General features: G+C 65.2%; 20 protein-coding genes. 8 read left to right on the top strand and 12 right to left on the bottom strand.

Annotated features, from left to right (window positions below; translation table 11 throughout):
• Positions 1-7: 7 nt before the first annotated feature.
• Both ABEJ63_RS00300 and ABEJ63_RS00295 read right to left on the bottom strand, forming a co-directional pair.
• On the bottom strand, positions 8-721 hold the full coding sequence (locus ABEJ63_RS00300) for a fumarylacetoacetate hydrolase family protein (RefSeq protein WP_375794336.1): 714 nt from the start codon (positions 719-721) through the stop codon (positions 8-10).
• 42 nt (positions 722-763) lie between these two features.
• Positions 764-1,447, bottom strand: coding sequence for an SOS response-associated peptidase (locus ABEJ63_RS00295; RefSeq protein WP_375794335.1), 684 nt, complete (start codon positions 1,445-1,447; stop codon positions 764-766).
• Positions 1,448-1,549: 102 nt separating this feature from the next.
• On the opposite strand from ABEJ63_RS00295, the gene ABEJ63_RS00290 reads away from it, so the two are divergent.
• The 4 genes from ABEJ63_RS00290 (at position 1,550) to ABEJ63_RS00275 (ending at position 4,541) form a co-directional block, all read left to right on the top strand.
• A complete protein-coding gene (locus tag ABEJ63_RS00290) occupies positions 1,550-2,230 on the top strand; it encodes a DsbA family protein (RefSeq protein ID WP_375794334.1) in 681 nt (226 codons plus the stop codon).
• A 38-nt stretch (positions 2,231-2,268) separates the two neighbouring features.
• Positions 2,269-2,811 (top strand): hypothetical protein, encoded by a 543-nt coding sequence (locus ABEJ63_RS00285; protein WP_375794405.1) that lies wholly within the window; start codon positions 2,269-2,271, stop codon positions 2,809-2,811.
• An 88-nt stretch (positions 2,812-2,899) separates the two neighbouring features.
• Complete coding sequence (locus ABEJ63_RS00280; RefSeq protein ID WP_375794404.1) at positions 2,900-3,292, top strand: hypothetical protein; 393 nt, start codon at positions 2,900-2,902, stop codon at positions 3,290-3,292.
• 22 nt (positions 3,293-3,314) lie between these two features.
• A complete protein-coding gene (locus ABEJ63_RS00275) occupies positions 3,315-4,541 on the top strand; it encodes a TIGR00300 family protein (RefSeq protein ID WP_375794333.1) in 1,227 nt (408 codons plus the stop codon).
• Here ABEJ63_RS00275 and ABEJ63_RS00270 read toward each other — a convergent pair.
• On the bottom strand, positions 4,538-4,801 hold the full coding sequence (locus tag ABEJ63_RS00270) for a hypothetical protein (protein ID WP_375794332.1): 264 nt from the start codon (positions 4,799-4,801) through the stop codon (positions 4,538-4,540). The genes ABEJ63_RS00275 and ABEJ63_RS00270 overlap by 4 nt on opposite strands.
• Positions 4,802-4,837: 36 nt before the next feature.
• Complete coding sequence (locus ABEJ63_RS00265) at positions 4,838-5,230, bottom strand: universal stress protein (RefSeq protein WP_375794331.1); 393 nt, start codon at positions 5,228-5,230, stop codon at positions 4,838-4,840.
• Between the two features lie 165 nt (positions 5,231-5,395).
• Here ABEJ63_RS00265 and ABEJ63_RS00260 point away from each other — a divergent pair, with 165 nt between their 5' ends.
• Positions 5,396-6,343, top strand: coding sequence for a phytoene/squalene synthase family protein (locus tag ABEJ63_RS00260; RefSeq protein WP_375794330.1), 948 nt, complete (start codon positions 5,396-5,398; stop codon positions 6,341-6,343).
• Here the strand turns inward: ABEJ63_RS00260 and cruF are convergent.
• The 3 genes from cruF to ABEJ63_RS00245 are packed head-to-tail and all read right to left on the bottom strand — an operon-like array spanning position 6,340 to position 9,691.
• Positions 6,340-7,179 carry a bisanhydrobacterioruberin hydratase gene (gene cruF / locus ABEJ63_RS00255; protein ID WP_375794329.1) on the bottom strand — a complete coding sequence of 280 codons (840 nt, stop codon included), beginning with the start codon at positions 7,177-7,179 and terminating at the stop codon, positions 6,340-6,342. The two genes, ABEJ63_RS00260 and cruF, sit on opposite strands and share 4 nt — an antisense overlap.
• Positions 7,172-8,047 carry a prenyltransferase gene (locus tag ABEJ63_RS00250; protein WP_375794328.1) on the bottom strand — a complete coding sequence of 292 codons (876 nt, stop codon included), beginning with the start codon at positions 8,045-8,047 and terminating at the stop codon, positions 7,172-7,174. The genes cruF and ABEJ63_RS00250 overlap by 8 nt, the downstream gene beginning before the upstream one ends.
• Positions 8,048-9,691 (bottom strand): phytoene desaturase family protein, encoded by a 1,644-nt coding sequence (locus tag ABEJ63_RS00245; RefSeq protein WP_375794327.1) that lies wholly within the window; start codon positions 9,689-9,691, stop codon positions 8,048-8,050.
• Between the two features lie 91 nt (positions 9,692-9,782).
• Here ABEJ63_RS00245 and ABEJ63_RS00240 point away from each other — a divergent pair, with 91 nt between their 5' ends.
• The 3 genes from ABEJ63_RS00240 to ABEJ63_RS00230 are packed head-to-tail and all read left to right on the top strand — an operon-like array spanning position 9,783 to position 12,088.
• Positions 9,783-10,481, top strand: a complete 699-nt coding sequence (locus ABEJ63_RS00240) for an SDR family NAD(P)-dependent oxidoreductase (RefSeq protein WP_375794326.1) — start codon at positions 9,783-9,785, stop codon at positions 10,479-10,481.
• Between the two features lie 46 nt (positions 10,482-10,527).
• Positions 10,528-11,382, top strand: a complete 855-nt coding sequence (locus ABEJ63_RS00235) for a ZIP family metal transporter (RefSeq protein ID WP_375794325.1) — start codon at positions 10,528-10,530, stop codon at positions 11,380-11,382.
• 58 nt (positions 11,383-11,440) lie between these two features.
• On the top strand, positions 11,441-12,088 hold the full coding sequence (locus ABEJ63_RS00230) for a hypothetical protein (protein WP_375794324.1): 648 nt from the start codon (positions 11,441-11,443) through the stop codon (positions 12,086-12,088).
• Here ABEJ63_RS00230 and ABEJ63_RS00225 read toward each other — a convergent pair.
• From ABEJ63_RS00225 to ABEJ63_RS00205, 5 genes are read right to left on the bottom strand one after another with little or no spacing between them, the layout of a single operon-like run.
• Positions 12,083-12,850 carry a Nif3-like dinuclear metal center hexameric protein gene (locus tag ABEJ63_RS00225; protein WP_375794323.1) on the bottom strand — a complete coding sequence of 256 codons (768 nt, stop codon included), beginning with the start codon at positions 12,848-12,850 and terminating at the stop codon, positions 12,083-12,085. The genes ABEJ63_RS00230 and ABEJ63_RS00225 overlap by 6 nt on opposite strands.
• Before the next feature lie 24 nt (positions 12,851-12,874).
• Complete coding sequence (locus ABEJ63_RS00220) at positions 12,875-13,696, bottom strand: arginase family protein (protein WP_375794322.1); 822 nt, start codon at positions 13,694-13,696, stop codon at positions 12,875-12,877.
• A 2-nt stretch (positions 13,697-13,698) separates the two neighbouring features.
• Positions 13,699-14,076 (bottom strand): translation initiation factor IF-5A, encoded by a 378-nt coding sequence (locus ABEJ63_RS00215; protein ID WP_375794321.1) that lies wholly within the window; start codon positions 14,074-14,076, stop codon positions 13,699-13,701.
• Between the two features lie 56 nt (positions 14,077-14,132).
• Positions 14,133-15,194, bottom strand: a complete 1,062-nt coding sequence (locus ABEJ63_RS00210) for an aminotransferase class I/II-fold pyridoxal phosphate-dependent enzyme (RefSeq protein ID WP_375794320.1) — start codon at positions 15,192-15,194, stop codon at positions 14,133-14,135.
• Positions 15,195-15,237: 43 nt separating this feature from the next.
• On the bottom strand, positions 15,238-16,899 hold the full coding sequence (locus tag ABEJ63_RS00205; RefSeq protein WP_375794403.1) for an ABC1 kinase family protein: 1,662 nt from the start codon (positions 16,897-16,899) through the stop codon (positions 15,238-15,240).

Raw genomic sequence — 16,899 nt, 5'->3', positions numbered from 1 at the left:
TGCCGTGTTACACGACAGTCGTCCGGAGCGTCCCGATGCCCTCGTACTCAATGGCGACCGTCTCGCCTGGCTCAACGAGCCCCGGGTTGGCCGGGCTCCCGAACGCGATTACATCACCCGGTCGGAACGTGAACCGTTCGGAGAGGTAGCTCACTACCTCTCGGGGGGAAAAGAACATGTTCGTAGTGTTGTCCTCCTGTCTGAGCTCGCCGCCGACGTGCGCCTGCATGTCGAGCGCGCTCGGCTCCACGTCAGCGACGACTGGTCCGAGCGGTGCCGAGCCGTCGAACGCCTTCCGGGCAGTGCGGCCCTGCTGGTCAAGCGCGTCGAGGTCGTTCATAATCGTGTATCCTCGAACGACGTCGTCCACCTCCGACTCCGTGATATCGTGACACCGCTCGTCGATGACAGCCGCAAGCTCGCCAGCATAGGTAAGCTCCTCGGTGAACGACGGGTATGCGAGTTCGGTGTCCGGGTCGAGCAGCGAGGTCGGCCCCTTGAGGAAGAAGTCGGGCTCGTCCGGCACCTCATATCCCATCTGGTCGACTGTCTCGCCGTAGTTGCGACCCACACAGTAGAACGCTGACGGTTCGCAGGGTGCCAGCAGTTCCGCGTCGACGCCCACCTTGACGCTGCCCTCGTCTGTCTGGACGACGCCGTCCTCGTAGCGGCCAGCGACGATGCCCTCGTCGGTCCGGACACGCGCGTGTCTCGTCGTCATACGGGGAGCGCGTGCTGCGAGTACAAACGGCTGGCGGTCCCGCTACCCTTCAGCGTCGAGCGGCTCTACGACGCCCGGATCGTCGTTTGCGGGGCTGTTCACCCGCGTCGATACCGGGTATGCTCTCAGCGCACCCTCGTACGGCGAGAGCAGCTCCGGGTCAGGCGACTCAAGCCAGCGCCGCTCCGTCTCCGAGGTGAGCACGACCGGCATCCGGTCGTGGTATGCTGACTGGAACTCGTTTGCCTTCGTGGTGACAATGGTGAACGTCTCAACCGGTTCCGACTCGACTTTCGTGTTGGCATCGCCGGCGAAGGCGTCGAGACCCGTCTGTGTCGTCTCTGGCCGGCGTCGCTCCCAGAGACCGGCCATCGCGAACGGCGCCTCGTCGGCGCGGGTGATACGGTACGGCTGGCCGTCATCCCACTCGTAGTACCCGTCGGCGAGAACGAGACAGCGCCGCCGCTCGTACGCCTCGTTGAACGCAGGCTTCTCCGCAACCGTCTCCGCACGGGCGTTGATCAGCCCGGAGAAATCGTCACCGGCCCAAGCCGGCACTAGGCCCCACGTCTGGTGGGTTACCCGCTCCGGATTGTGGTTCGTGACGACAGGCAGCGACTGACCCGGCGCGGCGTTGTAGTGGGTGGTGTACGACTCGTCGACGGTCACGCCGAACCGATTAGCGAGCTGGTCCGGCGGGAGGAAGATGCTGTAACGCCCGCACATGGCGGCTGATTATAGCCGGCTCCTCAAAATGGTGCGGCTCGCTACGCCGAGTTGGGCGGAAATTCGAACAACGCCTATACCGGGCGACCGCGAACGATGGCTATGAACAGACGGCGGTTTCTGGTGGCAGCAGGCGCGGCGGGGCTGGCCGGCTGTGTCGGCTCGTCGGGCGGCGGGAGCAGCGATGACACTGGGGGAAGTACCGACGACGAACCGTCGGGGACACCCGTCAGCACCCACCCAGCAGGTGCAAACCTCGACGCCCAGCCAATGTTGGGCGAGACGACGGAAACGCTCATTATCGCTTTCGAGGATCCCTCCTGTACGCTGTGTCGTCGATTCGAGGAGAATACATATCCACGCATCGTCTCCGAGCTCGTCGATCCAGGCCGGGCCTCATTTGTCTACCGCGGCTACCCCATCATCTACCCGTGGGGCGAGCCGGCCACGCACGTGCTTGAGGCGACGTACGCTGCGGACGCTGATGCGTTCTGGGCGCTGAAGGACCACTATTACGCCGAACAGTCGACGTTCTCGACGGAGAACGTCTACGACGCGTCTAGGGAGTTCCTCGCAAGCGAGACAGACGTGGATGCCGAGGCAGTAGTGACAGCCGCACAGGAGGGGGAGGCCGACGACGCGGTGGCGCTCGACGTAGCGGCCGGTGAAGAACTCGGTATCGGACAGACGCCGGAGTTCCACCTCTTCGCGGATGGCGTCTTCCGGACGACAGTGCGGGGCGCACAAGGGTACAGCGTATTCGAAAGCGCGCTGGGGGTGTGACGGTGCGGCTCCCGACCCGCGTCCGTGACTGGCGGCTGATGGGCCGGACCGCCCGACTTGTGCTGTCGGCGCCCGGCTACGCGCTGCTGGCGCTCGTCGCGAGTGTGGCCGCGTTGTCGGCGTTCGTCTTCTCGCTGAACGCACCGCTAGTGTGGTTTGCGCTGACCGGTGACCTCGCGGCGGCTGCGCGGGTGCAGCTGCTCGCCGGCCAGTTCCCGTTCCTCGGGCCAGCGTTCGCTCTCGAGCAGGGGCTCCTGCTCGTCGTCGTCGCAGCGCTCACCGGCGTCGATATCGCGATGGCGACGTATCACTTCCGCGAGCACGGCGTCTCCCTCCGGAAGGGTGGAACGGGGGCGGCAGGCGTCCTGCTGGGGACGCTCGGGGCCGGCTGCGCCGCCTGTGGGTCAGCCGTGCTCGTGGGGCTGCTGTCGCTGGTGGGCGTGTCGGGGTCGATTCTGTTTCTCCCGCTTGAGGGGCTGGAGTTTGCGCTGGGCGCGGTGGTCGTCCTCCTGCTATCGGTGTTCTGGCTGGCCGACGGGATGCGCGGCGGCGAGGTGAACGGCTGTCCGGTCGACATCTGACCTGCCCCCGGACTTAACTGGAACCGCGGCGTACAGCCGCCGAACCGTGGACGACGACGAGAAGGCGGAGTTCAGTACGGCCCGGGAACTGCGCGACGAGGCCGACTCGACAGCCGCGTCCGTCAGCTTCGACGTCGACAACCCGGAGCGAACCCACTCGCGAGGGGGCGGAATGTGCTACGAGGGTGGCACTGTGCTCGCGCTGGCGCCGGCCCGCCCGGAGGGACTCGCCGAGGCCGTCGAGGCAGTGTTACAGGCGGGTCCATACCGCTACGGCGACTGGTTTGACCTACCGATGCCGCTCTTTCTAGTCCACGACGACGAGACGGACGATACGTTTCGGGTCGCCGTGCGTGACGGCCGCGTGGAGCTGCATGCACGCTCAGCAACGACAGCCTCGGGGCTTCGTGCTTTCTATGAGCGACTGGCCGACCAGGTCGAAGGCCGGGTGCGCGTTGAGCGCGAGGAACAAGCGACTTGACCAGGGACCTCCTGGCTTGAGTATGACAGTCTCGCGCGTGGTCGAACTGGAGGGTCACATCATCGACTCGGGGATGATGCAGTCGGCTTTCTCCATCGTGATGGACATGGGCGGCGACTTCGACGTCGAGGAGTTCGACATCGGCCGCCGCAAGGACGAGACATCGTATGCCCGGCTTCGCGTCAGCGCCGATGACGAGGAGCTGCTCCACGAGATTCTCCACGAACTTCATCAGAACGGTGCGAATCCGGCCGATCCACATGACGCCGAACTTACGCCCGCACCCGCCGACCAAGTGGTCCCAGAGGGGTTCTACTCGACGACCAACCATCCGACGCAGATACGCTACGGCGGCGAGTGGGTACCCGTCGAGAATATGGAGATGGATTGTGCGGTCGTGGTCGATCCGGACGCCGCCGGCGGCCCGCGCGCGTATACAAAGGTGCTCAACGCTGTGCGGGAGGGCGACCTCGTCGTTACCGACTCGGGCGGTATCCGCGTTCAACCGCCCGAGCGACCGCGCGACAGCGAGGGTGCCTTCGGCTTCATGCAGGGGGGTGTCTCTGCCGAGCGGCCCTCTGAAACGACCATCCGGCAGGTGGCAGAAGCACTTGAGGAGACGAAACGCGAGAATGGCAACGTGTTGGTGGTGGCTGGACCGGCGCTCATCCACAGCGGCGCCCGCGAGGCACTAGCCTCGCTCGTTGAGGCCGGATATGTCGACGGACTCTCAACGGGCAACGGCTTCGCAGTCCACGACATTGAGCGAGACTTGTTCGGTACGTCGCTTGGAGTCAACACGGAAACGGCAGATCACGCTCGCAAGGGGCACAAACACCACATCTACACCATCTCGGAGATCATCCGTGCGGGCTCTATCCGCGATGCAGTTGAGGACGGACTGGTGGATTCGGGCGTGATGTACCAGTGCATCGAGAATGATGTTCCGTACGTGCTTGCGGGTTCTATTCGCGACGACGGCCCTCTGCCCGATACAATCACAGACGCCGTTGAGGCGCAAAACGCCATCCGCGAACAGGCCCACGAGGCCGATATGGTGCTGATGCTGTCGACACTGCTCCACTCTGTCGCCGTTGGCAACTGCCTTCCGTCGACGACCCGGGTGGTGTGTGTCGACATCAACCCGGCGACAGTCACCCAGCTGCTTGACCGCGGAAGCGCACAGGCTGTCGGTATGGTTACTGACATCGGCACGTTCGTGCCGACGCTTGCGGACGAACTACTTTAGACGCCCTCAACCGTCTCGCGATACGCCTGTACGTGCTCAGTCGTCTCAGCAATCGCCTCGGTGGCCGCGCCATCAACGTCCTCGCCCAGTTCCGCAAGCGCCCGCTCGATGCGTGCCAACCGGCCATGATCGGGGCCGCGCTCACGCTCTGCCAGCGAGCGAAGCGTCTCTGCCAGTTCGCGCGCTCGCTCCGCGTCAGAGAGATTCTCGGCCGCCCGGTCCAGTGCCGTCGCCGCCTGCCGCAGGTGGTCACGACTCATGGCCGATAGTTTCGGGTCACCGCTAAAGAAGCTGGCTCAGTCCGGCGTCGCCAGCGGAATAGTGACGACGGGCCGGTCGGTCTCCAAGAGAAGGTCCTGTGCGGTGGAGCCGAACAGCATCTTCCCGGTTGGCGAGCGCTTGCGGATGCCGATAATTATCTCGTCAACGTCGTGGTCGCGGGCGAACTCGATGATATCGACCTGCGGGCTATTGCCACGGACCAGCTGGTGGGGTTCGGCGCCGATCGCCTCCTCGAGCACCTCAAGTGCAGCCTCGCCGGCGGCAATCTCCTCGTCGCTAGTCTGGTCGCCGCCGTACAGCGAGTTGACAGCGTAGGCAGTGTCGTCCGGGCCGATACGTTCTCGCGCGTACGGGACGAGCGCCTCGCTCGTCTCTGCGCCGTCAGTCCCGATGAGGAACGTGGTCATAGCCGGTGGTTGACGCGGGCGCCTATTAAAAGGGTCGGGGCAACCGGATGGCGAATTCTGGGCTGTGTCGGGCGACAGGTTTCAGCTCGAGTCGGCCGCTGGCGGGGGTTTCGCGTCGCCTCCGCGAACCTATAAGAAGGTCCCACCCGTAGCATCGGCAACCGAATGGTTGACGATTCCCAGCTCGCGGAGAGCAAGTCAATACATAAAGCGACGGGGAAGACGTTCTGGTACGCGACGCGGGTGCTGCCCACACGGGTCCGGGAGGCGACGTACGTGCTGTACGCGTTCTTCCGGGTGGCCGACGAGGTGGTGGATGACCCAGACGGGCGGAGCCCGGCCGAGCAGCGCGAGCGGCTAGAGGCAATTCGCGACGCGGCGCTGGGTGACGGCGACGACGACCCAGTGTTGACGGCCTTCTCGGAGCTGCGCGAGCGATACGACATCCCCGACGCCGAGGTGGATACGTTCGTCGACGCGATGGTGACCGACATCGAGAAGTCCCGCTACGAAACCTACGAAGAGGTGCGCGAGTATATGCGCGGCTCCGCTTCCGCCGTCGGCGTCATGATGACATACGTGATGGACCCCGACGAGCTCAAGGTGGCACTCCCGCACGCCCGCGCGCTCGGCGAGGCGTTCCAGATGACGAACTTCCTGCGGGACGTCGGCGAGGACATCGCCGAACGCGACCGCATCTACATGCCGATTGCAACTCTCGAAGAATTTGGCTCCGGCCCCGAAGACATCGAGGCGCGGGAGCCAACCCCCGGGTTTCGGCGGGCGGTGGAGGCCGAGCTCCACCGAACGGAAGAGCTGTACCGCGAAGGGGTCGCCGGCATCAAGTATCTCCCCCGAGACTGCCAGTTCGCCGTGCTGGTAGCCGCGGTGCTGTATGCCGATCATCACCGACTTATCCGCGAGCGCGACTACGACACGCTAACGGTGACGCCGAGTCTCTCGCGGCGCCGCAAACTGTCACTGCTCGTCCGCACACGGTGGCACTGGATATGGAACAAGGACCCTGAGGCGGTGTTCGCGAAGGTGGCAGCCGTGCCCACCGGCGAGACGACTGGGCGGGCAGAGCCGGGAACGGCCGCGCCGGCCCGCTAATCGGGCCACCACGGCGGCGGCGGCACGTCGAAGCGATCTGTCGAGTATAGCCCGAGTCCGAACAGTGCCGCGATGGCGACAGGTATCCACTGACCAAAGTATGCGTTGATGCTCCCCCACAGCAGAACGAACGAGACGAGGTCGTCAAGCATAAACGAACAGCCAGCTAGCCGGCGGCGCAGCGCCGTGGGGTCGAACGCTCGATCGAGGGTGATTACTGCCACGGTCGCCGACAGCGTCCACCCACCGTAGTTCGTCACCGGCACGCCATAGTAGGCGCCACCACTCGCGTATGACCAGAAGCCCAGCGCCACGGCCCCGGGATCGAGCACGAGGTCAACGAGTAGGACGGCTGCAATCACCGCAGGCACGCGAACGAACGGCGAGTCTGCCCGCCCGCGCAACAGGAGTAGACACAGTAAGTAAGCATTCACCACGAGCGGGAGGAAAAAAACGGGGAGCCCAAGCGGCACTTTTCCAAGTAGCATCGGTCCGAGGTCAACTCCGTAGGCAAATTCGCCGTATGGGATACCAGTAGTTGTGCCGACGTACTCGATGGCATAGGCGTACAGCGTGAGCAGGCCGAGTCCTGTGGCAAGACGGCGGTTGACCAGTGGGGCTAACCCTGCCACAAGTGGGAGTCGCATCACAAGCGTGCCGAGCAGGACGAGGAAAGGGTTGAAATTGAGCGGCGTTGGCAGCAGCCGCTCGGCACTTGCAAGGAGCAGTAACGCGCCGAACGCGGGGAAAACGACGGCAATGGTGAACCGGTTTGATGCGACGAGATGGTCGAGACGCGATTCAACCCGGGCACGAGAGACGACGGCGTTAGCCATACAACAACACCCACAGCGCCGCGTTCGTCAGGACCGTCCCTGCAAGCGTGTTAACGACCGGGAACCACCAGTATGCGCGGTCGACAGGAACGCCGGCGGCGAGGATAGCGGCGATGAAGAGAGGGTAGAAGCCGAATACCGCGCCCAGCCCAGGGTGGAGGAGCGCGAACGCGGCGGCCGCGAGCGTCCACAGCCCTGCACAGTACACGTAGGCCCCCCGCTCGCCGAGTCGGGTGGCCGTCGTCGCGATGCCTGCTCGGCGGTCGGGGTCGATGTCAGGGATAGCCGAGAACGTGTGCATCGCCATCGCCCATAGCCAGCCGCCGACCACTGAAAGCGCCGGCGGTGCCCGCCCGGCGAGCGCGGCATACGCGACAACTCCGGGCAGGACGTACAATCCGTTCGACAGTGAATCGAGCGCAGGTGTCGTCTTGAACCGGAATGGTGGTGCGGAGTAGCCCGCTCCGAGCAGCAGGAAGCCAACCATCGCGGCAGCGCCGGCAGTCGGCAGCAGCGGGAGGAAGGCGAGCCCGGCAAGGCCCGCGACGGCGACGGCCGTTGGCACTGCCCGGTCGCCCCGGTAGCGCACCTCTTGCTTCTGCTTCTTTGGGTTGGTCGCGTCAACATCACGGTCGAAGATGTCGTTGACGCCGTAGAGGAAGACGTTCGCGGGCACGAGGAAGTAGCCGAACAGAGCGACCGCGACAGGTGCGAACAGTTCGGCAGGTGTCTCAGCTGCGTAGGCGACGCCAACGACGACTGGGCCCGCGAGATAGAGCCAAAAGCGCGGTCGCGACAGCCGGATGAGGTAGCCGCTGGGCGTGTCGCGGGGCGGGAGCAGCCGGTCGAGCGGCGGCGCGTCCGACATCTACTGGTCAGCACGAACGGCATCGGCGGTGTGCTCGCCTGAGATGAGACACATCGGCACGCCGATCCCAGGCGTGGTATACGAGCCGGTGAAGTAGAGTCCGTCAAGTTCCTTCGAGCGGTGAGGCGGCCGGAACAACGCTGTCTGTCGGAGCGTGTGGGCCATCCCGAGGGCGGTTCCCTTCATCGAGTTGTACCGCTCCGCAAACTCCGAGACGGAAAACTGCTCCTCAAGGACGATGCGGTCACGCAGGTCGACGCCCGTGTTCGTCGCGAGGTCTTCGAGCACCGCCTCCCGGTAGCGCGAACGAGTGTCTGCGTCGTCGTCTAGACCGGGCGCGATGGGGACAAGCACGAACAGGTTTGAGTGACCCGCCGGCGCGACCGAGTCGTCGGTGACGGAGGGCGCACAGACGTAGTAGGCGGGATCGTCGGGCCAGGCCGGCTCGTCGAATATCTGCGCGAAGTGGTCATCCCACTCTTCGGGGAGCACCAGCGTGTGGTGTTCAAGCGGCTCGATGTCTCCTTCAACGCCCAAGTACATCAGGAACGCCGACGGCGCGTAAGTGCGCGATTCCCAGTAGTCAGCGTCGTAACCGCGAGCGTGCTCGGGGAGCAGGTCCTGCTCAGTATGGGCGTAGTCAGCGTCCGAGACGACAAGATCGAAGCCGGGGCGTGAGCCGTCCGCGAGTGCAAGTTCGAATCCCTCGCGGCGCGAGATGATTTCGGTCACCTCCGCGTCTACCTCGTAGTCGATACCGAGGGTCCGACCCAGTTCAGTCATCGCGGCGACGACGGCCGCCAGTCCACCCACTTCTCCTTCAGGATCGTTAAGCAGGCGCCGTGTCTCGACACTTGGGTCCGCCCCTTGGGGATAGTAGACGCCCATATTGAAATCAACGTGGCTCATCATATTGTAGAGCGCGGGCGTGTTGCCCGGCGAACCGCCGAGGAAGACAAGCGTATACTGCATTATCTGGCGAAGCTTGTGACTCTCGAAGTAGTCGGCCACATAGTCATCCATCGTCCCGAGCAGCTGCAGCCCGATGGGTGCCGCCCGCATTACATCGAGATCGATCCAGTCCCGCAGCCGAGGCCGATCCTCGTAGACGAAATGCTCCATGGCCGTCTCGTAGTGGGTCGCAGACGTATCCAGATACTCTCGGAGCGCGTCGCCAGCCCCAGGTTCGATGGCCTCGAAGGTAGCGACATTGTCCGCGAGGTCCGGCAGCATGTCAACGTAACGGGCGCCGTTGTGGCTACCGAAGCCAGGGGCCTCGCCTCGTTCGGTTGGCGCGACGGCGTCGGCGGCCGCCGATGCAACGGCTCCACCATCGGCAGCCGGGCGCTGGTCATCTTTGAAAAAGATGCGGTAGTGGGGGTCGAGCCGCTGGAGGTCGTAGTAATCCGCCGGTTCGCGATCGAAGTGACCGAAGAAGCGCTCGAATACATCCGGCATCAGGTACCACGACGGACCCATGTCGAACCGGAAGCCGTCGCGCCGGAGCGTGGATGCGCGGCCGCCGACCTGTTCGTTCTGCTCGAGGACGGTCACGTCGGCGCCGGTGTCAGCCAGGTAACAGGCCGTCGAGAGCCCCCCGAAGCCGCTGCCGACGACGGCGACCGAGGTCCCGTCAAGTGACATACCGGTTGATAGGGGACCACGCGTCGAAAACCCACCGGTAGCCACACCACCCCAGGGAAACGGCCTTGCAGTCCCCGCGTGTACCGCAAGTATGGAGACGGTGGTCATCACTGGCGCGAGTCGGGGTATCGGCGCGGCACTAGCACGGGAGTACGGCGAGGCGGGAGCGCGTGTCGTCGTCTGCGCCCGGTCGGAGTCGGCGCTTGAGTCGGTCGCCGCAGATGTAGAGGCGGCCGGCGGCGAGGCTGTCACCCAGCGGGCTGATGTCCGCGACGAGTATGACGTTGAACGGCTGCTGGAGACAGCCGCGCGGGCCGCGAGCCAAGACGGCGGCATCGACGCTGTGTTCGCCAACGCCGGCGTCTACCATGGCGTTCCCGGTGAGACACCGCTCGCTGAGGAGTCCTACTCGGCGTTTGACGAACACCTCCGCGTCAATGGCCGGGGTGTCTTCGCCACCGTTCGCGAGGCGGTACCGCATCTCGCAGCCGATGCACGCGTGGTCGTCCCATCGGGCCGCATTGCTCGCGAACCGAAGCCCGGATTCGGCTCGTACGCTGTCTCGAAGGCACTTGCTGAGGCAGTTGCTCAGCAATTCGCGGCCGAACTCGACAACCCGGTCGGCGTCGTTGACCCCGGACAGGTCTCCTCCGAGTTGACAAACGGCGCACAGGGCCGTGACCCGACTGACGTAGCGCCGATGTTCCGATGGGCTGCACAGGAGGCAGACCCCGAGGCGCTCGACGGGAACGTACTCTCGCTGCGCGACTGGAAGAAAGCGACTCGGTGAGCAGGGACCGGAGCCCTTATTAATAATCTCGTTAGTCGAATTAGTAATGGCGACACGGACACTCCCGGTACCGGGGCTGGGCGGCTTCTCCACGGCCGGTCTCGTCGGGACGCTGCTGCTGGTCGTGCTCACGGTTATCGGCCTCCGAGCTGGGACGTCGAAGGTGCTCGTCGTTTCGTGGGTGGCGTTCGCCGCAATGAGCGGCTTCGCTGTCGCCGGCGCGCGCGCCGCAGAGACACAGGACGCACACCGTCTTGTGTGGGGATACGGCCTCGCGGCGGGCGCGATGGTCACCTCCGCGGCGGTGTTCCTGCTGCCGCAGGCATTCAGCCTCGGCGGGCCAGTCGGCGGGTTCGGCGTCGCGGCGGGCATCCTCGCCGGCTACGCCGCCCACACCGTCGGCCACCGGCTCACCCATCTCGGTGCCGCCTTCGACAGTACTTCGCTTCGCATCACGGCTCACGCGCTGGCCGCGGGGCTAGTCATCGGCGTCATCTACGCCGCACTCCCGGGACTGGGGCTGCTGCTCGGGCTCGCTATCGTCTCGCACAAGGGGCCGGCGGGCTACGCCGCAGCCCGACGGCTCCGGCGGGCCGGCACACCCGTCTCCGTCCTCCTGTTGCCGGCCGCGGGCGTCGGGCTGACGGCCATCCCCGTAGCGGTCGTCGATCCGGTGTTCCCGACCGCCTCCCGAGCAGCCGTCTTCGGCTTTGGTGCGGGCGTGTTCCTCCATGTCGCGATGGATTTCCTCCCGGAGTGCGAGACAGGGACAGAAGTGGGCGAAGCCGCCGCACTCTCCGAAAACGCCCACGCGCTGCTTGACCGCCTCCGTATCCACGCGGTCGCGTCGACAGCGGCCGGCGGGCTGGCGGTTTTCACCGCGTGGCTGTTTGTCGCCTGAGTGAAACACCCGTTTGAGCCAACCGCCTGCTTAAGCCCGCTCGTGGCCACGCCCCCACGTGTACACGCGACGCGCCTATCTGTCCACTGGCGCTCTCGGCCTTATAAGCCTCGCGGGCTGCACCGATGCCCCCATCAGCGACCCCAAGACGGCGACGGACGCCGAGACGCCGCCGTCCGGCGCAGTCGGGCGGATTCAGGTCGTAGATAGTGAGGAATCGCCGACGCTCCCGGTCCGCCCGCGTGTGGCCGTCGCAGAGCCGTACGTCACCGCCGAGTCGACGTCGGTGCTCCGGGTTGACGTGGAAAACACGGGTGACGAGGCGGTAGCCGTCGGCGAGTACCGCGCGGTGGTGTTCTGGTACGTCCACGATGAGGACGGGGCGTACGTCCTGCTGCCACACTCCGAGCGGTCGACGACCGGGACGCCGCCACGGTCACCCCCGGATGTCGAAACGACGGACGGCAACGACTGCTGGCGGCTCGCCTCCGGGGTCGCCGTCACCGCCGAGTACGGCACCGTCGAGATTCCCGCTGGCGGGACGCTGACGGCGTTCGCGGGACTGTACACTGACCACGAGACGAGCGCGTGTCTCCCCACCGGCGAGTTCGACTTCCGAACGACGTACGCGGTCGACCCACTGGCCGAGGAGACGCCGAGTACCCGCGGTTCGTGGGGGTTCTCGCTGTCCGTCGAGCCGCTATAGCCCGGTCGGGTGCGGGAGATATGTCGTCTCGAGTCCCCACCCGTCGACCAGCTCACGCAGCGCGCGGACGCCGAACGTCTCCGTGGCATAATGGCCCGCAAGGAATACCGACACCCCCGCCTCGCGTGCCTCGTGGTAGGCCGGCTGTTTCCCCTCACCAGTGATGAGCGCGTCTACCCCCTTCGCGCGCGCCTCTGAGAGCCAGTCAGTCCCCGCGCCCGTGAGCACAGCGACATCCTTTATGCGGTCTGGTCCGAAGTCAAGCACCTGCACGTCGCCGCCGCCCTCAAGATCAGCGAGCGCGTCCCGCAGTCCGGCGGTCGTGTATGGCTCCCGGTCTGTGGTCCGGGCGCGCTGGCCGACATGACCGGGGCCCTCGCGGCCGAACGGCTCCGTCACCGTCAGACCGAGTTCCGCACAGAGCAGCGCCGCGTTGCCGTACTCTGGGTGGGCGTCAAGCGGCAGGTGGGCCGCGTACAGCGCCAGGTCGTTCTTGACGAGCGCCTGCACACGGTCGTACTCGGCACCGGTGACCCGGTCGATACCTCCCCACGAGATGCCGTGATGGACCACAAACACATCCGCGCCCGCATCAGCCGCCGCGACCGCCGTTGCCTCAACGCCGTCGACAGCGAACGCTGCCGTCTCAATGGTGGCCGTCTCCGGGCCGACCTGCAGGCCGTTTACTGCGTAGTCGGCGCCGCGCCACTCGTCAACCGCGAGTAACCCGTTTAGCCGGTCGGCGAACTCGGTAAGTTCCATACGCTCGCTCGGGCCGGCGGGAGGTTAGGCGCTTTCCTCGGGGATGTCCGCGCCAGTCGCGTTCGCGTAGACGAACTCGCGGAGGAGCTTTCCCGCGAGCGCGGCAGCCTGACCGTCGTCGCGGTCGTTCACCTCGACTGCGTCGAAGCCAACGCAGTCGGGCGCGACCGCCCGGACGACGTCACGTATCTCGCGGGCCGAAAGGCCGAACGGCTCCATTGTCCCCGTACCAGGCGCTACCGACGGGTCCGCGCCGTCGATGTCGACGGACAAATAGATGTCGCCCGCGAGGTCGGGTACCCATTCGCTAACCGCCTCTGGGGGGACGACAGTTACGTCTGGCCGGTCGGCGCGGTCCCACTCGGCACGCGAGCCGGTTCGGGCGCCGAGCACGATAGCTTCGTCGACGACCTCAAGTGCGTGACGGGTGGTCGTCGCGTGTGACAGCGGGTTGCCATCGTACGCCTCTCGGAGGTCAAGATGAGCGTCGATAGTGACGAAAACATCTGGGTCGGCCGCGCGAACGCCGGCAACGGAAACAGTGTGTTCACCCCCCAGAAGCAGTGGGATGGCGCCGCCGGCGTGGAAGTCACGTAACTCCCCCTCAAGGAATTCGAGGTACTCCCCGGCGTCATCCCACGCGCGGATATCGCCGGCGTCGTGAACGCCCAGCTTGGAGAATCGGCAATCTGTGCGGCGGTCGTAGTCGTCGAAGGTGCGGGCAAACCGACGGACGCGGTCGGGACCGAACCGCGTGCCGGGTTGGAAGGTCGTTGAGACGTCGAGGGGGGCGCCGACCACCGCGTAGGACGCATCTTCGCGCGGGACATTCGCGCCGGGAAACACGGTCAGACGACCTTGCGTTGGGATTCGTACTCCAGGAACTCGATTTCGTCGTCGGCCGAGGCGTCAAAGTCCTCTGGAATTCGCATCGTGAACGTGTCGTACGTCTCGAGGTCCATCACCTGCATCTCGCCGTCGCTCGTGGAGACGACCTGACCCTGCTTGCGGGTGATAATAGGTACCCAGACTTTCGCGTCGACAGGGTTGGTGAAGTTGCGCTTCTGGCCGCCGTCGAAGACTCCCTTCCCCTCGACGCGCGCCTTCGCGCTGCCGTGCTTGCCGGGCTTGGACGTACTGTAGGAGGTGATGACGCAGGGGGTATCCTCTATCATGACGTAGTTCCCCTCCTGCAGGTCGCGAACCTCGGTCTGCTCTCTCGCCATGTGGAGCGATTCCAGCGGTACCGGCATAAACGGCACGATACGGTACCCGTCGCTGGCTATCCGTGGCGCGCGAGAAACGCGTCGAGCCGCGAGAGCCCTTCCTCTAACTGGTCAGTCGCCAGCCCGAAGCCGATTCGAAACCGGTCAGGATGGCCGAAAGCGTCTCCCGGCCCTAAGAGGACGGATTCCTCGCGTACGAGCGTCTCGCAGAATGACCGCCCGGAAGCAAATCCATCGGGGATCGTCGGGAATCCGTTGACACCCGTCGGCTCGTGCCATGTGAGGCCGTGAGCCGCGAGGAACTCGCCGACCCGTTCGCGGTGGGCGGCCGCTTGTGCGCGGTGTTCGGCCAACAGTTCGGCCTCGCGCTCAATCGCCTGCCGGGCAACATGCTGGCCGAAGGACGACGGTGAGATGGTGGTGTAGTCTTTCCAGCCAGCTGCGGCGTCGATGACTTCCCGCGGCCCAGCGACCCATCCGAACCGACAGCCAGCCAGCCCGTGGGCCTTCGTCACCGACGAGGTGCTCACGCCGTACTCACCCATCGACGCGACGGGCGGCAGCGGTTCCTCCGCCAGCAGCCGGTATACCTCATCACACAGCAGGTATGTGCCGTTGTCCGCGGCAATGTCGTACAGCGCCTGTACCGTCTCCGCCGAGAGATACCGCCCGGTCGGGTTGTTCGGGTTGTTAACGACAAGTACGGCCGTCTCAGGCCGCAACGCCGACTGGACAGCGTCGATATCCAATTCCCACGTCGGTGGCTCAAGATCGACGGTCGTTACCTCGCCGAACGCATCGGGAACGGCCTGCAGCGACTGGTACGTCGGCGTCACTGTTACTGCATGCTCGCCCATTAGCGCCGCAAACGTCACGAAGTTCGCCTCCTGTGCACCGCAGGTGAATAGCACCTCCTCTCTTGACCGGTCGTAGCGGGCCCCAACCCGCTCGCGAAACGACGGGTCCCCTCCTGTTGGGATGACGTAGCCAAGGTCGCCGGGGTCAGTGTCGAACTCAGCGGTGTCGCGGGACTGGATACCCGACTCGGCGAGCATCACGTCGGCGTCGTGTTCGAAGCGGGCGAAGAACCGCTCCAGTTCGAACGGCTCGATTTCCATACCGGATGTTCGGCGCCGCCTGCAAAGCACTGCCGCTCTCGGCTCACTCCTCGCGACGCTGTCTGAGGTTCTGACGAGTAAACTGTGGCTGAGCCCGCACCCCCTGTTCCTGCTTGAACGAGCGGTACAGTAGCACGGCGAGCAGCGCCGCGAGCAACGCGGCTGCCACGGCCGTCTCCAGGGGCGCAAATGTGTACAGGAGTGCCGTAGACGGAAGCGCAAACGCGAGGAGAATGCCGTAGACGAGCCGGAGGGCTAGCTTCCGGAAAACAGGCGGATCATTTGGGAACTCGACGCCCACTTCAAGATCGCCGCGGTCGACGGTGTCGAGTACTCCCTCCAGCTTCGGTGGGACGCGGAACAGCGACTCTGTCGTCGCTGACAGTTGATCGCCGACGTCCTCGAGAGCGTCGCGCACCCCCGCTTCGATGTACCCCTCCTCACCGAGGTAGTCGGTCGCGACGGCGATAAAGTCGAAGTCAGGGTCGAGCGTCACGCAGACCCCTTCGACGACCGTCGCCACCCGTAACACCAGCGCGAGGTTCGCCGGGAGCCGCAAGGGGAACTCGTAGAGAGTATCCTCTATCTGGGCGACAATCTGTTGGACGCGGTACTGCTCGATGTCCTCGCCGCGAGCATCCGCGATGGCGAGCTCCATCACCTCGCTCATCACCTCGCGATCGGCCGCCGGACTGAGCGTCCCCATCTCGATTAGTGTGTCGAGGATGGCATCGGTATCTTGGCGGGCGACGGCCATGTAGAACTCGACAATCTTCTCTTGAATGAATGGGTCGACACGACCAGACATCCCGAAGTCGTAGAAGACAATGGTCCCGTCGTCCTGGACGGCGAGATTGCCGGGGTGGGGATCGGCGTGGAAGACACCATCCTCGACAATCATCTGGAGGTACACCCGCTGAAGCGTCTCTGCGAGCATCGTCCGGTCGAGGCCGAGATTGTCGAGATCGTCAAGATCGCTGATTTTCGTCCCAGGGACGTACTCCATCGTCAACACTCGCCCGGAGGAGTACGACTCCAGCACCTCAGGGATACGGACCCGTGGCTCGTCAGTAAAGTTGGCGCGAATCTCGCGGAGCATCTCCCGCTCGCGGGCATAGTCCATCTCCTCGCGGATGACCCGAGAGAACTCGTTGGCGAGCGTCTGCATCGAAAAGGAGCGGGCGTCGTCGACGAACCGCATCAGGACAGGCAGCGAGAATTTGATTACCCGCAGATCCGCCTCGACTAGCTCCTCGACGCCGGGTCGACGCACCTTCACGGCCACCTCGCGGCCGTCGAGTTCGCCTACGTACACCTGTCCGAGCGACGCGCCGCTGATGGCGTCGGTATCGAACTCGTCGAACGTCTCCTCAACGGGCCCAAGATCCGTCTCGAGGACGGTCCTGGCCTCGCTCCAGGGCGCCGGTGGTACCCGGTCTTGCAGTTCCTCGAACTCCTCGATGTACTCCGGCGGGAGCACGTCCGGTCGCGTTGACAGCAGTTGGCCCAGCTTGATGAATGTAGGACCGAGCGTCAACAGCGAGTCAAGCAACGATCGGGCGCGTCGCCGGCGCGTCTCCGAGGAGACGGACCGTGACCGGCCGAACAGCAGGAAGCGCCGGCGGTCGCGGGCGAACGCTACCAGCAGGGGGAGAAACTGGTAAGCAACGACGACGAACCGGCGATACGCGCGGAACAGCGCCAC

Source organism: Halosegnis sp. (assembly GCF_042216475.1).
Lineage (GTDB): Archaea > Halobacteriota > Halobacteria > Halobacteriales > Haloarculaceae > Halosegnis.
The sequence above is the reverse complement of the archived record's forward strand: the minus strand, read 5'-3'. Positions and strand labels throughout refer to the sequence as shown.

Bases quoted from the DNA above. Each gene is read 5' to 3' on its own strand.
- ABEJ63_RS00285 (WP_375794405.1), top strand. From the start codon at position 2,269: ATGGGCCGGACCGCCCGACTTGTGCTGTCGGCGCCCGGCTACGCGCTG.
- ABEJ63_RS00210 (WP_375794320.1), bottom strand. From the start codon at position 15,194: ATGGAAATCGAGCCGTTCGAACTGGAGCGGTTCTTCGCCCGCTTCGAA.
- ABEJ63_RS00245 (WP_375794327.1), bottom strand. From the start codon at position 9,691: ATGTCACTTGACGGGACCTCGGTCGCCGTCGTCGGCAGCGGCTTCGGG.
- ABEJ63_RS00240 (WP_375794326.1), top strand. From the start codon at position 9,783: ATGGAGACGGTGGTCATCACTGGCGCGAGTCGGGGTATCGGCGCGGCA.
- ABEJ63_RS00260 (WP_375794330.1), top strand. From the start codon at position 5,396: ATGGTTGACGATTCCCAGCTCGCGGAGAGCAAGTCAATACATAAAGCG.
- ABEJ63_RS00265 (WP_375794331.1), bottom strand. From the start codon at position 5,230: ATGACCACGTTCCTCATCGGGACTGACGGCGCAGAGACGAGCGAGGCG.
- cruF (WP_375794329.1), bottom strand. From the start codon at position 7,179: ATGGCTAACGCCGTCGTCTCTCGTGCCCGGGTTGAATCGCGTCTCGAC.
- ABEJ63_RS00275 (WP_375794333.1), top strand. From the start codon at position 3,315: ATGACAGTCTCGCGCGTGGTCGAACTGGAGGGTCACATCATCGACTCG.
- ABEJ63_RS00215 (WP_375794321.1), bottom strand. From the start codon at position 14,076: ATGGCGAGAGAGCAGACCGAGGTTCGCGACCTGCAGGAGGGGAACTAC.
- ABEJ63_RS00225 (WP_375794323.1), bottom strand. From the start codon at position 12,850: ATGGAACTTACCGAGTTCGCCGACCGGCTAAACGGGTTACTCGCGGTT.
- ABEJ63_RS00270 (WP_375794332.1), bottom strand. From the start codon at position 4,801: ATGAGTCGTGACCACCTGCGGCAGGCGGCGACGGCACTGGACCGGGCG.
- ABEJ63_RS00295 (WP_375794335.1), bottom strand. From the start codon at position 1,447: ATGTGCGGGCGTTACAGCATCTTCCTCCCGCCGGACCAGCTCGCTAAT.
- ABEJ63_RS00300 (WP_375794336.1), bottom strand. From the start codon at position 721: ATGACGACGAGACACGCGCGTGTCCGGACCGACGAGGGCATCGTCGCT.
- ABEJ63_RS00235 (WP_375794325.1), top strand. From the start codon at position 10,528: ATGGCGACACGGACACTCCCGGTACCGGGGCTGGGCGGCTTCTCCACG.
- ABEJ63_RS00290 (WP_375794334.1), top strand. From the start codon at position 1,550: ATGAACAGACGGCGGTTTCTGGTGGCAGCAGGCGCGGCGGGGCTGGCC.
- ABEJ63_RS00250 (WP_375794328.1), bottom strand. From the start codon at position 8,047: ATGTCGGACGCGCCGCCGCTCGACCGGCTGCTCCCGCCCCGCGACACG.